The sequence below is a fragment of the Sporosarcina sp. YIM B06819 genome, assembly GCF_033485175.1.
Lineage (GTDB): Bacteria > Bacillota > Bacilli > Bacillales_A > Planococcaceae > Sporosarcina.
This window is the reverse complement of the sequence record NZ_JAWLIQ010000002.1, coordinates 82081-94716: the sequence shown is the minus strand read 5'-3', so window position 1 is coordinate 94716 and position 12636 is coordinate 82081. Positions and strand designations below refer to the sequence as shown.

The following is a 12636-nucleotide window of genomic DNA, read 5'->3' as shown; positions in this document are numbered from 1 at the left end:
ACATTGCGGGCGGTCCTTTCCTACAATTATTCTTGAATGGCTGCTTCTAATGCCACTACAATCATATCATTGAACGTCGTTTGGCGTTCTTCTGATGATGTTGCTTCCCCTGTAAGGATGTGGTCACTGACCGTTAGAATCGCTAGTGCTTGACGACCAAATTTCGCTGCTAGTGTATACAATGCTGCCGCTTCCATCTCAACTGCCAAGACACCGTACTGTGCCCATTTTTCATGCTGTGCGTATTCATTATAAAAAACGTCTTCTGTAAAGACATTGCCGACTTTTAGCTTCAAACCTTTTTCAAGACCCGCGTGATGCGCTTTCAACAAAAGATCAAAATCCGCAGTTGGTGCATAGCTCACACCGTTAAAGATGATGTCATTCATCTTGGAGTCCGTAGATGCACTTTGTGCAAGGATTACGTCGCGAACGTGTACGTCTTTCTGAATAGCCCCACAAGTTCCAACGCGAATCAATTTTTGCACGTCGTATTCTTGCATAAGTTCCGTTACATAGATCGAAATAGATGGAACTCCCATTCCAGTCCCTTGTACGGAAATACGCTTTCCTTTATACGTTCCAGTATAGCCAAACATATTCCGAACATCATTGTATTGGGTAACATCATCTAAAAATGTTTCAGCGATGTATTTTGCACGTAGTGGGTCCCCTGGTAGTAGAATTGTATCTGCAATGTCACCTTTTTTTGCGTTGATATGTATACTCATTTTATTAGCCCCTCTTTCAAATTTTCTGTTCTCATCATACAGTCAAATAAGCCATTATGCAATGAAGATGCCGCCTTGCCTTATAGAAAACGCTCTTCGTACATTCGATATAATTCATCAAAAATGACGGATGGCATTTGTTCGTCTGCCTTTTCTTCGATATAGCGTGATAGTGAATCAAAGGACCTTTCTTCTTTTGGAAAACTTAGGTCATTGAACATCGCTTCCGCAAACATAGCATGTAAATCACCTTTACCCCCACCACGGAATGAAAGAACAAAACGGTAAAAAGATCGATCCATCTATTCATTCCTCCTTACTGTTAGTCTAGAAATTGTTGCGTGTATGCTTCGTATCCTTCTTCTTCAAAACGATCGACAGGTACAAAACGAAGAGCTGCCGAATTGATGCAGTAACGGAGTCCGTCTTCGCCTGGTCCATCTGGAAATACATGCCCGAGATGCGAGTCTGCTGTTTTACTGCGTACTTCCGTCCGGCGCATCCCATGACTTGTATCAAAGTGCTCGATTACTTCCATCGCTTCAATTGGTTTCGTAAAGCTTGGCCAACCGCATCCTGCGTCAAATTTATCTTTTGAACTGAATAACGGCTTACCTGACACAATATCGACATAGATGCCTTGTTCATAATGACTATCGAATTCATTGCGGAAAGGCGGTTCTGTGCCATTTTCCTGCGTGACGTAATACTGCATGTCCGTTAATTTCTTTTTCAGATCCTCTTTCATTCTTCCTCACCCCAATTGTCTGATTTGAACTGTTCGCGACCTGATCCAGTTGCATATCGATTGTAATGCGCAGGATTTTTCAAGTAATAATCTTGATGCCCTTGTTCTGCCGCATAAAATGGCTTTGCGGGTAGGATATCCGTTGCAATGGACTTCGTGAATTTATTCAAAGCATCCAGTTCAAGCTTGGATTGCCTGGCTAACGCTAATTGTTCAGCTGAATGATAATAGATTGCTGTCTGATACGATTCCCCGCGGTCAAAAAACTGACCTCCTCCATCGGTTGGGTCGATTTGACGCCAGAAAATGTTCAGAAGCTCACTGTATGAAATGACGTCATCGTCAAATGTAATTTGAACGGCCTCGCGGTGTCCGGTTGTATTTGTACAAACGAGTTCGTATGACGGATTGGCAATATCTCCTCCGGTATAACCCGAAACGACTGCAAGAACACCTTCGTAACGATGAAATGGTTTAACCATACACCAAAAACAACCGCCTGCAAATGTTGCCACTGATTGCGGCATCTCCATACCTCCTTATTTTTGGGGAATAATGAGTTCCAAAATAATGTCATCTTCTGCCAAGTTGAATGTTTTTGCTCTCACTTGTAGATTGCCCGTAACTGGAATTTCGGAAAGGTTGAAAAATATTTCCTCTTCTTTTGGACGAACGGTCATCCAGTCGGGCAGCTTCACGGAATCTTTTAAGATTTTCAAAATAATCGAAGGCATTACGGTTAATTCTCCAATTTCCATCTTTGAGAGCTTCAAAATTAAATTGCCGTCTTGTTGTACAACCGGGTCAAAATGCATAATAACGGGGAATGTTAACGAAAACATCGTCATTTCCGAAAACAATAACACTTCATCACTGATTTTCATCGTTACTGGAAGTGGCCCCTCCTTCATCGCCTTTCGTATAAATGTATTAGCGATGCCTTCCAAGTTTTCTTTTGTCGCCTTTACTGTCAAGACATTGTCTGACATATTGCGTGTATTCATATCAGGAAGTGGAACTGATTCAGTAGTACTACTGATGAATACAATGACTGCAGAAATCGCCGCCGCGACGAGACCCGCTAGTAAAAAAAATCCGATTTTCCATTTATTCATCGCGTTCAGCTCCTACATATCCATTTCCCCGTCTGACAGCTCCAGCAAACCACATTCCTTCAATTCTTTGAGGTAACGAGCCGCCATCGCATCATACCCTTTAGCATTCGGATGAAAGAAATCGGTGTGGTACACCATATTTTCATTGGTATCAAATAGATCGATAACTGGGACAAAGCACGCTTTGGCATCCAGAGACGTGCGGACTTCAATCGCTTCATTCCAATCATCAATAATATCGACAAATTCATTCGTTTCATTCGTCACAAGTGTAATCGGATTATAAAGGCCTGCAACCACTATGATGGCATCACTATTCAATGCACGAATAATAGACAATGACTCATCCAACCTATTTTCAAATTTCCCAAGTTCAACATAAAAAGGCTCAATCTTCAAATTAAATAAATGAGCCTTGACGACTTTCATAATGTCGTTGCCGCCAATCGTCAAATAGATCATATCGGCCCTTTTGATGTCCGATTGTATATCTTGCTCGCCAAGCTGGTCAATGAGCTGATCGCTTCTTCGTCCCCGCTTTGCCAAATTGGACGCTTCGACTTCTTTAACCCCGCGCCAATGATTCATCTCGCCCGTCACCCGGCCAAAATAGCCCTCTTTTTTCAGCTCATCCCCAACACCTTGTGTCAGCGAATCGCCCAAACCAATGACATGAACCCGTTTCGGGATAAAATAGCCTGGGATGTCCCAAGACGTAAATGCGATTTCTGGCCTTTTCGACAATGAGTCCGGTGTTTTTACTGGCTCTGCTTGACAGCCCGATAACAATAATGAGAAGGCAATTATGAATAGGAATACTCTTCTCATACGTATCGTTCCCCTTTTCATCTATTAAGAATCAATTGTTTTACTCAGTGTAGTACATAAATCCAATTGCACCTTCGCCCGTATGTGTACTGATGACAGGTGTTGCAAATGTTAGTTTGACATCTTTCACGCCCGTCTCTTCAATGCGTTTTTTTAACGGCTCTGCCATCGCCAAGCCATTTACATGTGCAATACCGACACCGCGGACAATTTTCCCTGCTGTTTCTTCTTTAAATGCTTTAAATAAATGAGCAACAACTTGCTTATGACTACGTGCTTTCGCGACGGGTGTATAGACACCGTCTTGCAGTGTAGCAATCGGTTTAATATTGAGCAACGAACCAATCATTGCTTTCCCTTTACCGATTCGACCACCTTTCACAAGGTTATCTAGCACATCGACAACAACGAAAAGTGATGTCTTTTTTCGTACCTCATTTAGATGCTCGACGATTTCAGCAACCGTTTTTCCTAGCTGCGCCATCTCCCCAGCTTCCAGCACTTGAAATGTTAATGCATGCGCAATATACATTGAATCGATAACCGTCACGTTTGAATCTGTCATTTCGGCGGCTGTTTGGGCAGATTTCACTGTTCCACTCATACCGCCTGTCATATGTACGGATATAATTTCGCTACCATCCTCACCTAATCGGTCATACAGTTCTTTGAAAACGCCTGTTGCTGGCTGTGAACTTTTAGGTAATTCAGCAACTCCTTTCATCATTTCGGCAAATTTGTCAGGTTGAATATCTACTCCATCAATATATGTTTCACCATTAATGTGTATCGTTAGCGGGACAACTTGTATACCATATTGCTCAATGTCCTCATTTGTTAATTCCGCTGTTGAGTCTGTCACAATATAAACTTTTTTCACAACACACACTCCTCTCTAATTGTAGCAATCCTCAATTTATTTTAGTATAGTAAAATAAAGGAGGTTATTTTGTTGACCACTGCCTATGATTTTAAAAATTTCCGAGAAGAGCTATGGAACGCAATCACACACGGTCTTGGCTTTGTTCTAAGTATTCCTGCCCTTGTGTTCTTAATTATTGTAGGTGTACGGCATGGCACAGCTACACATATTGTCAGTTACACTATTTTTGGTGTCTCTATGTTACTGTTGTTTCTCATGAGTACATTGCTCCATAGTATGCCTGTTAAGTTTAAACGAATCTTTTCCATACTGGACCACTCGGCCATCTACATTCTGATTGCAGGAACCTATACGCCATTTCTCCTCGTCACCATTAAAGGTGCGCTTGGTTGGACATTGTTCGGTGTCATATGGGGTCTAGCCATCGCAGGCATTTTGTTCAAAGTATTTTTTATTCATCGATTCGAGTTTGTCTCTCTCATTTTTTACATTGTGATGGGCTGGCTTATTTTGATAGCCATCAAACCTTTATTCATCCAACTAACAATGGCGGGTTTTGCACTGTTAGTTGCAGGCGGTCTGTTGTATACAGTGGGCTCCATCTTTTATGCTTGGAGGAAAATCCCTTATAACCATGCGATTTGGCATGTCTTCGTTATGGCGGGAAGTGCTTCGATGTATTTCTGCGTCCTCTTGTATACATGAGGACGTTTTTCAATTTAATTCAGCAAAAGTCCCTGCTGAATTAAATTGGACCGCCGACGGATGTCAGACTTTTGCTTGCATCGCTTCTACAGCTTGACGAATGACTGCTTCCGCATGATCAACAAGCTGCTTTCTGTTCATGTCTAGTACCGTTTCGGCATCAATTGCTGGTAAAACCTCTACTTGAACATATGCAGGTCGAATTCTATTGTTGTTCTTTTCCATAATGTCCGAAGTTCCGTGAATAGCGATTGGCACAACGGTCACGCCCGCGTCTTGTGCAATCTTGGCAAAACCAGATTTAAACTCTTGAACTCCCGTACCCTTACTACGTGTACCTTCAGGGAAAATAATAATCGAATGACCTTCACGTAATTTCTCCGTTGAATCTTTTAACACATTCATTGCACTTCTCCTGTCAGAGCGATCGATAAAGACACAATTCATCTCGACCATCCAGTCATTGACAATCGGAAATTTCTTCACTTCTACCTTAGATATAAAGCCAAATGGTTTCGGTATCGTAGATATCAATACAGGAATATCAAAATTTCCTTCATGGTTGCTAATCAATAACACAGGTCCTGCAGGTAGATGCTCCGTGCCTGTTATTTCAATGGTACTTTTCGTACGTTTCATAATCCCTGTTGCCCATACTTTAGGAACCTCATCTACATACAAGTCTCGGACATTCGAATCTAATTGCGGATTTAATTTCTTTATTTTACCCAGTCTTCGTATCGTAAATGGCAAGTAACCAAAAAGGTATGAAAACGTCCGGATTGTTTTTAACATATTAGCTCGAAGAATTCCTTTCGTACACGAGGAATGAATAAGGGATTCCATCTTCCGTGGTGTGATTTTCTGAGGTGGATGTAAGCTTCCATTCAGGTCCGTACACAGGGAAATAAGTATCCCCTTCAAACTTTTGCTGTATATTTGTAATGTACAGCCGATTGGCGATTTCCATCGTTGTCTGGAATATTTCTGCACCACCAATAATCATCACTTCATCAGAAAACGCTTGTCCTTTAGCAATAGCTTCCTGTAAATCATGGACAACAACAGCGCCCTCTGCTGTAAAGGTTTCATTGCGCGTTACAATAATATTCAGTCTGCCCGGTAGCGGTCTGCCAATCGATTCAAACGTCTTGCGCCCCATTACCATGGCTTTGCCCATCGACATTTTCTTGAAATATGCAAGATCTTCGGGTATATGCCAAGGCAATTCGTTATTTTTACCAATTACATGGTCTGGATCATGTGCAACTAGTAGTGAAATCATGGATATCGTCCTTTCTTATACAGCAATCGGTGCTGTTATTCTTGGATGCGGATCATAGTTTTCAAGTTCAATATCCGAAGTTGTTAAGTCGAAAATTGATTTATCCCCGATAGTTAGTTTCAATGTTGGTAGTTTTTTCGGTTCACGTGTTAGTTGCTCATTTACTTGATTAATATGATTGGCGTAAATATGTGCGTCACCAAGTGTATGGACAAACTCCCCAACACCGAGACCACATTCATGAGCAATCAAATGAACTAACAATGCATACGACGCAATATTAAATGGTACGCCAAGGAAAATATCCGCACTGCGTTGGTAAAGTTGGCAAGATAGTTTGCCCTCTGCTACGTAAAATTGGAATAGCGCGTGACATGGCGGCAATGCCATATCTTCCACTTCTGAAGGGTTCCAAGCCGTGACAATATGACGTCTGGAATCCGGGTTGCGCTTAATGCCCTCGATTAAATTGGTAATCTGATCGATGGTTCCTTCCCCTGTCGACCAAGAACGCCACTGTTTACCGTAGACTGGCCCAAGGTCGGCATATTTCTCAGCGAAATCAGCGTCTTCTACAACACGTTTTTTAAATGCATCCATTTCAATTTTATAAATAGCTGCAAACTGTTCGTCCTTTGCAGCACGACGCCCGAAATCGATCATATCAGGCCCTGTATATTCTGCACTCTTGACCCATTGTTCAAATGCCCATTCATCCCAAATCGGATTACGATCCTCGATTAGCGTTTTGACATTCGTATCGCCCTTCAAAAACCAAAGCAATTCCGATGAAATCAGCCGGAATGCCGTCTTTTTTGTTGTCATTAATGGAAATCCTTCATTCAAATCAAAGCGCATCTGATAACCAAATACACTCACCGTCCCCGTACCTGTTCGGTCTTCTTTCTTTGTCCCGGTTTCAAGAACGTGTTTACATAGCTCTAAATACTGCTTCATAAATATGCCTCCTTACACTTATGTTTAGTATATCAAAAAAATCATATGAAGGTAATCAATCACGCCTCGGCGTGATTGCGTCCGGATTTTTTCGAGCTTGTGGCCAACAGGAAGTAGGTCATGCAGTCGTTGCGACAGGACGTCGCGTACTTAGACTGCCTTCTTAAGTTCCCCTAAAAAATCCGTGACATCTGCCAGAGGCTTTATCTGAATTCAGCCGGTGTTTGGGCTTCGGCTGAATTCAGATAAAAAACACCTCTTAAGCGGTTAGTTACGATAACCACTTAGGAGGTGTATTTTTTGACCAGTAAATGTCACCAATCGAATGATGAGCTACAAAACTATCTTCTGCTGTATGATAATGGAAGTTGTAGAAGTAACCATCTTGCGGCCGTTTTTCAGTCCGTACATGAAAACGAATTACATCTTTGCCATCTGCTACATCATAGACGTTGAAAATTTTCTCTGCATAGTCGCCCGCTGGTTTTTCTGTGATAGCCAGTCGACGCTTATGCAAATTTCCTGTACTTTCAAATGTCATGTAAATGGCTTCTTCAATTTTCGGGAAAATAACCTCGTCAAATTCATCAGCAATTACCGGGCCAATTTTTGTACCAAATTTCGCATAAGATAATTCCTTTGCGGAGGCAATCAGTGATTCTTCTTCTGAAATAGCCTGCTCTTCCAATTGGTCGTAGACATAGGTGTCCGTTAACCCGATTGAATAATCAGTAATCTTAGGTGGTTGTTCAGCTTGTTTTGCTTGGTCTTTTTCTTGTAAACTTGTCCAAAATTGGTGATTCGGTGAAATGGCACCGAGTGTTAAGAAGGCAACCGCGACAATAAGTGTTTTCTGTAACCATTTTTTCATAAAACATCACCCGCATTTGTGTATATTTTTAAAACTAGTATACTATCTATTAGACGAAATGGTACTGAAAAGGTTTCATCTTTGTTACTTTCATTGTACAATAAAACTGTAGATAAATGTACGTTTTTTTAAAGGAGGGTATCACAAATGGATGTAACTTTGCTAATTGGTATCGGAATGCTCGCATTACTTTTATATTTGAGCTCTTTAAGCTTCACACATTAATTATGGCAAAAGCGCCGTCACCCTCTATTTCGAGGCTGACAGCGCTTTTTATTTTTCAATAACACCAAAATGGAATTTTGTATTGGGTCTAATTTTTTGTTCCATTTGAAATTGTTCAAACACCGGCGAATCAAAGCGGTCTTTGACAACGACCCGATGCTTACAGACACGATGTGCTTGCTCCATCCACTCTTGCGTCAGTAAACTATGGACTCCTACTTGCCGTAGCGCAGTGAAATTAGTCGATTCCTCAATTGGCGAATGGAACATTGGATCCATGTACACAATATCCCAAGATGAATCGGGTTGCTCGCGCAAAAATTGGACTGCATCTACCTGGATTACGTTAATCCGATACATCGCTTGTACAAGTTGCTCCGACTCCGAAGGAAAAGACCGTAAGCCCCGCTTCGTAATAAACGCCACTTCCCGATCCGCCTCGACACCCATTACCTTACCACTACTACCAGTGATGTAAGAAGCGATAATACTATCGGAGGCCAGCCCCAACGTACAATCGAGGAAAGAATCCCCTTTCTTCAATTGCGCCACTTCAACTAGTGGATCCGTCTCACCCTTCATCAACCGTTTCAAACGAAACGCAGCCGAATTGGGATGAAAGAAAAAAGGCTCGTCCATGCCAATGCGATATAAATCGAAGCGATCTTTCCCCGCAACGATAACATCCGCTCCGTACTCTTGCTGCAAGCGGACAACTGAGCGTTTTTTTCGTTCAATAATGGGATAGCCAAGAACTTCGGCAGCATCTACCGCAAGTTGTTCGGAACGTTCATCAGGTCGCCCGCCCGTTGTAATAATTGTACTCACTTTTGACAAACTTGGCCTAGTACTTCCGCTAGATGGTCTTTAATCTGCTCCATCTCAAAGTTCTCAATCTGCTCCCGTGGGATAAAGTAGGCAAGTGCCCCATCTTTCCAAACGGCAATGGAAGGTGAACTAGGTGGTACTTCTGGGAAATAATCGCGCATCATCGCTGTTGCTTCTTTATCTTGTCCCGCAAATACTGTCAATAAATGATCCGGTTTATGTGTAGCTTCTTGCAACGCCTCTCTCACCGCTGGTCGTGCAAGACCTGCCGCACAGCCGCAAACCGAGTTAATAACGACAAGTGCCGTCCCCTCAAGTGATTTCATCGTTCCTTCAACGGCCTCAGCCGTTGTCAGTTCAGTAAAGCCATTGTTCGCAAGCTCTTCTCGCATCGGTTTCACGATGCCTTTCATGTATTCATCGTAAGCATTCATGTTTCTATCCCCTTTCGATTCTTCCATCACTATTTACTAGTACTTCCTTTTCGTACTTCATTCTACATTGTCGGCAAAAGTTTTTCACTTATTGTTACTTTCAACAAAATGAAAACTGCCGGCTACTCATTTGAGCAACCAGCCGTTGTGCCATCATGTCATTTCACATCTCCCAATAATCCACGATCTAGTGCTATAAACAAAATCCCGATTGCGTCAGAGTCCGTCAACGTTCCTTGCGCTAACTTTTCACGCCATATGGATGATAACGCACCTTCTTGCTTATTTTCCAGCCGAATTAACACATCAATTGTCGAATTGATAATGGTCTGCATAGATGGTTGATAGAGCTGACCTCCACCTTTTTGCTGCGGAACTAATGGAAGTTCTTTTACAATTGGTTTCAGCTGTAACTTAAAATACACCGCCAGTCCTTCTGCAATAGCCTCCCCTTGTGCCTTCAAGTAGTTATCATCGCGTAATTTAGTAATGTCAACTGTCGAATCCATAAATCCTCCTTCTGTTAAGAACGCAGGCATTGCAGACTCGCGTAGCACGTGAAAATTGGCCCGCTTCATACCACGATTACTAATGCCCATTGCCATGACAACTCGCGGATGGATAGCCCCCGCGATTTCAATGGATTTTGGGTTGGCTGTTGGGTTGTCCATCGTATACGTTTCAATACCGCTATGTTGGCCCCACTTGCCATTTAAAGCATTATGATGAATCGAGGCATAGACATCTGCCTGCCATTCATTCGCAAGATTCGTTCGTGTTGTCAGTGGCACATCCGTCTGGCCCGTTGGATCATCGACCCGGAGAATTTCCACATCTTTGTATGTTTGTAGTTTAGCTATAGCATAGAGAGCCACTTTATTGTTAAACGTCCACTCCCGCTCGTCATCTGGTGAACGCTTACCAGGTGTATTGAATCCATGCCCTGCATCGATTACGATTTTAACCATCTGTAAGCACCTCCTTTCTCTGTAAGATAAAAAAAGTATCCATCACAAATACTTTTTCTCTCTATATTATATTCTTGCTGCATTTTCACAGGGCGGCACTTGTCCTTTTGATCTTAAAGACATCTATCGGCACAACACTTCCAGATGTCAGATCATTTTTTTCAACTTCGTCTTATCAAAAGGCAAGCCAATTCGCTTCCGATAAAAATTGAAATGATGTTCAACATGGGTCAATAATTTTTTATTTTTATCAAATAACTTTAAACTTTCCTCATAGTGCTCCCATCTAACTTCTTTTTTCAATGAATAAATGATGGCGTTTAAATGAGGATCTACTAATTCGTAGTTGACCTTCATAATGTCCTCAATTTCAAAAAGCATTTCTTTTGTAATACCGTCATAACCATCTCCGGGGACAGTAGCCGCAACAAGTATTTTCAAGATTGGTGTATAAATATTTTTTAATATTTCCGTTGTATATTTAACAGACTCGTTGCGAACCTCTTGTCTTAATCGAAAATGATAGTTAAAAAAGCTAGTGATGATAATGGTGATAGATGAGCTAATCAATGCAATGATAACTTCCCGCAAATCCTCTCACATCCTTTTGCTCTATACTATTCAAAAAGCCGCCTACTCAATTGAGCAAGCGGCTGTCTATTAGTTTTCTTTCAGCGTGTTTCTAGCTAACCCTACATAGGCTAGGACTGCGATTAAACTTGCAGTGAAAATGATAACCCCCATCGGGATTGCCGTCTCTTCGCCCGCTATTCCTACAAGTGGTGCTGTAATTGAGCCGAGAATGAAAGGCAGTAACCCAAGTAATGCAGAAGCGCTCCCAGCAATATGTCCTTGTGATTCCATAGCCAATGAGAAGGACGATGTTGAAATGACACCGATTGAAGCGACGAAAAAGAAAATCGGTATTACAATCGTGAGTAGCGGGCCATTCAGCAACACCGCTAGTAGTAGCAATGTACCTGAAGTAATGGACATAAATAAACCAATTTCCAAAAATTGCTTTTCAGATAACACACCCGTTAGGCGCCCCACCGTTTGCGTTCCCAAAATCAGACCAAGTCCGTTCATTCCAAACAGTAAACTAAATGTCTGTGGCGAAACTCCATAAATATTTTGATAGACAAACGGTGTCCCTGCAACATAAGCAAATATTCCCGCCATGATGAAACCTTGCGCCAGTGCAAAGCCCATGAATTGGCGGTTTTTCAGTAAAGATAAAAAGTTTCTCAATGTATTCGAAATACTGCTCGGTACACGCATTTGCACAGGCAAGGTTTCATCCATTCTCCATAAGACAACGACAAATAGCAGAAAACCAATTGCGCTCAAGACAGCAAATACACCCGTCCAGTCTGTGAACGCGAGAATTCCACCACCAAAAATCGGGGCAAGAATAGGCGCTAAGTTATTAATAAGCATAAGTAAAGCGAAAAACTTCGTTAGTTCCCTTCCGCTGTAAACATCCCGAACGACCGCTCTCGAAATAACAATTCCCGCCGACGCCGCGAACCCTTGCATAAAACGTGCGGCAATAAAAAATTCAATTGATGGCGCAATGACACATAAAAAAGAAGCAACAAAATAAGCAGCAAGACCAATCAGTAATGGTCTCTTTCGACCATGAACGTCACTCATCGGTCCAAGTGTGAGCTGGCCTAAGCCAATACCTAGCAGACAAGCGGTTAAGCTAACCTGCACGAATGATGCCGTTGTGTCAAAAGCACCTACAATTGTAGGGAATGAAGGCAAATACATATCGATGGATAATGGCCCCATCGCAGCCAGTGTTCCAAGTAATAACGCAAAACGAAATCTTTTTGATCCTGTTACTGGTTTCATAAACTAAAACAACCTTTCTACCGCTGAGAATTAAATTCGTGAAGTGGCCACGATTTTGGAGCATAATTCTCTTACTCTAACACCAATACATTGAATATGAAAGAAGTCTAGGACTGTCAACAATGCGTCCGTGTCCAAGCGGTGAGTCGAAGGTCCCGAAATGACGATAACTCTGCCCAATTGATCGATAACTTTGCG

The 12636-nt window shown here is 42.0% G+C and carries 17 protein-coding genes; 1 reads left to right on the top strand and 16 read right to left on the bottom strand.

Annotated elements, in window-relative coordinates; genetic code table 11:
- Positions 1-26: 26 nt before the first annotated feature.
- The 7 genes from deoD to R2B72_RS01945 all read right to left on the bottom strand — a co-directional run bounded on the left by deoD (position 27) and on the right by R2B72_RS01945 (position 4302).
- On the bottom strand, positions 27-731 hold the full coding sequence (deoD, locus tag R2B72_RS01975) for a purine-nucleoside phosphorylase (RefSeq protein ID WP_318614471.1): 705 nt from the start codon (positions 729-731) through the stop codon (positions 27-29).
- An 80-nt stretch (positions 732-811) separates the two neighbouring features.
- Positions 812-1033 (bottom strand): YozE family protein, encoded by a 222-nt coding sequence (locus R2B72_RS01970; RefSeq protein WP_318614470.1) that lies wholly within the window; start codon positions 1031-1033, stop codon positions 812-814.
- Positions 1034-1053: 20 nt separating this feature from the next.
- Positions 1054-1479, bottom strand: a complete 426-nt coding sequence (gene msrB / locus R2B72_RS01965; RefSeq protein WP_318614468.1) for a peptide-methionine (R)-S-oxide reductase MsrB — start codon at positions 1477-1479, stop codon at positions 1054-1056.
- Entirely contained in the window at positions 1476-2006 is a 531-nt protein-coding gene (gene msrA / locus R2B72_RS01960) for a peptide-methionine (S)-S-oxide reductase MsrA (protein ID WP_318614467.1), read from the bottom strand. Before msrA ends, msrB begins: the two co-directional genes overlap by 4 nt.
- A gap of 12 nt (positions 2007-2018) precedes the next feature.
- Positions 2019-2594, bottom strand: coding sequence for a YpmS family protein (locus R2B72_RS01955; protein ID WP_318614466.1), 576 nt, complete (start codon positions 2592-2594; stop codon positions 2019-2021).
- A 12-nt stretch (positions 2595-2606) separates the two neighbouring features.
- Complete coding sequence (locus tag R2B72_RS01950) at positions 2607-3422, bottom strand: GDSL-type esterase/lipase family protein (protein ID WP_318614465.1); 816 nt, start codon at positions 3420-3422, stop codon at positions 2607-2609.
- Between the two features lie 40 nt (positions 3423-3462).
- Positions 3463-4302: a DegV family protein gene (locus R2B72_RS01945; RefSeq protein WP_318614464.1), complete on the bottom strand. Its 840-nt coding sequence runs from the start codon at positions 4300-4302 to the stop codon at positions 3463-3465.
- Positions 4303-4374: 72 nt separating this feature from the next.
- Between R2B72_RS01945 and trhA the strand changes: the two genes are divergently transcribed.
- Complete coding sequence (gene trhA, locus R2B72_RS01940; protein WP_318614463.1) at positions 4375-5010, top strand: PAQR family membrane homeostasis protein TrhA; 636 nt, start codon at positions 4375-4377, stop codon at positions 5008-5010.
- Positions 5011-5073: 63 nt separating this feature from the next.
- On the opposite strand, the gene R2B72_RS01935 is transcribed toward trhA, so the two are convergent.
- The 9 genes from R2B72_RS01935 to R2B72_RS01895 all read right to left on the bottom strand — a co-directional run bounded on the left by R2B72_RS01935 (position 5074) and on the right by R2B72_RS01895 (position 12438).
- Complete coding sequence (locus R2B72_RS01935) at positions 5074-5805, bottom strand: lysophospholipid acyltransferase family protein (RefSeq protein WP_318614462.1); 732 nt, start codon at positions 5803-5805, stop codon at positions 5074-5076.
- A gap of 1 nt (position 5806) precedes the next feature.
- The gene (locus R2B72_RS01930; protein WP_318614461.1) at positions 5807-6295 is read right to left on the bottom strand and encodes a dihydrofolate reductase; all 489 of its coding nucleotides are present in this window, start codon (positions 6293-6295) and stop codon (positions 5807-5809) included.
- A 15-nt stretch (positions 6296-6310) separates the two neighbouring features.
- The gene (locus R2B72_RS01925) at positions 6311-7252 is read right to left on the bottom strand and encodes a thymidylate synthase (protein WP_318614460.1); all 942 of its coding nucleotides are present in this window, start codon (positions 7250-7252) and stop codon (positions 6311-6313) included.
- Positions 7253-7523: 271 nt separating this feature from the next.
- A complete protein-coding gene (locus tag R2B72_RS01920; RefSeq protein WP_318614459.1) occupies positions 7524-8123 on the bottom strand; it encodes a YpjP family protein in 600 nt (199 codons plus the stop codon).
- Positions 8124-8396: 273 nt separating this feature from the next.
- On the bottom strand, positions 8397-9176 hold the full coding sequence (locus R2B72_RS01915) for a class I SAM-dependent methyltransferase (RefSeq protein ID WP_318614457.1): 780 nt from the start codon (positions 9174-9176) through the stop codon (positions 8397-8399).
- Positions 9173-9610, bottom strand: coding sequence for a BrxA/BrxB family bacilliredoxin (locus R2B72_RS01910; protein WP_318614456.1), 438 nt, complete (start codon positions 9608-9610; stop codon positions 9173-9175). The genes R2B72_RS01915 and R2B72_RS01910 overlap by 4 nt, the downstream gene beginning before the upstream one ends.
- Before the next feature lie 158 nt (positions 9611-9768).
- Positions 9769-10578 (bottom strand): N-acetylmuramoyl-L-alanine amidase, encoded by an 810-nt coding sequence (locus R2B72_RS01905; RefSeq protein ID WP_318614455.1) that lies wholly within the window; start codon positions 10576-10578, stop codon positions 9769-9771.
- 147 nt (positions 10579-10725) lie between these two features.
- Positions 10726-11169, bottom strand: a complete 444-nt coding sequence (locus tag R2B72_RS01900; protein WP_318614454.1) for a hypothetical protein — start codon at positions 11167-11169, stop codon at positions 10726-10728.
- A 69-nt stretch (positions 11170-11238) separates the two neighbouring features.
- Positions 11239-12438 carry a multidrug effflux MFS transporter gene (locus R2B72_RS01895; protein ID WP_318614452.1) on the bottom strand — a complete coding sequence of 400 codons (1200 nt, stop codon included), beginning with the start codon at positions 12436-12438 and terminating at the stop codon, positions 11239-11241.
- Positions 12439-12636 lie beyond the last annotated feature (198 nt).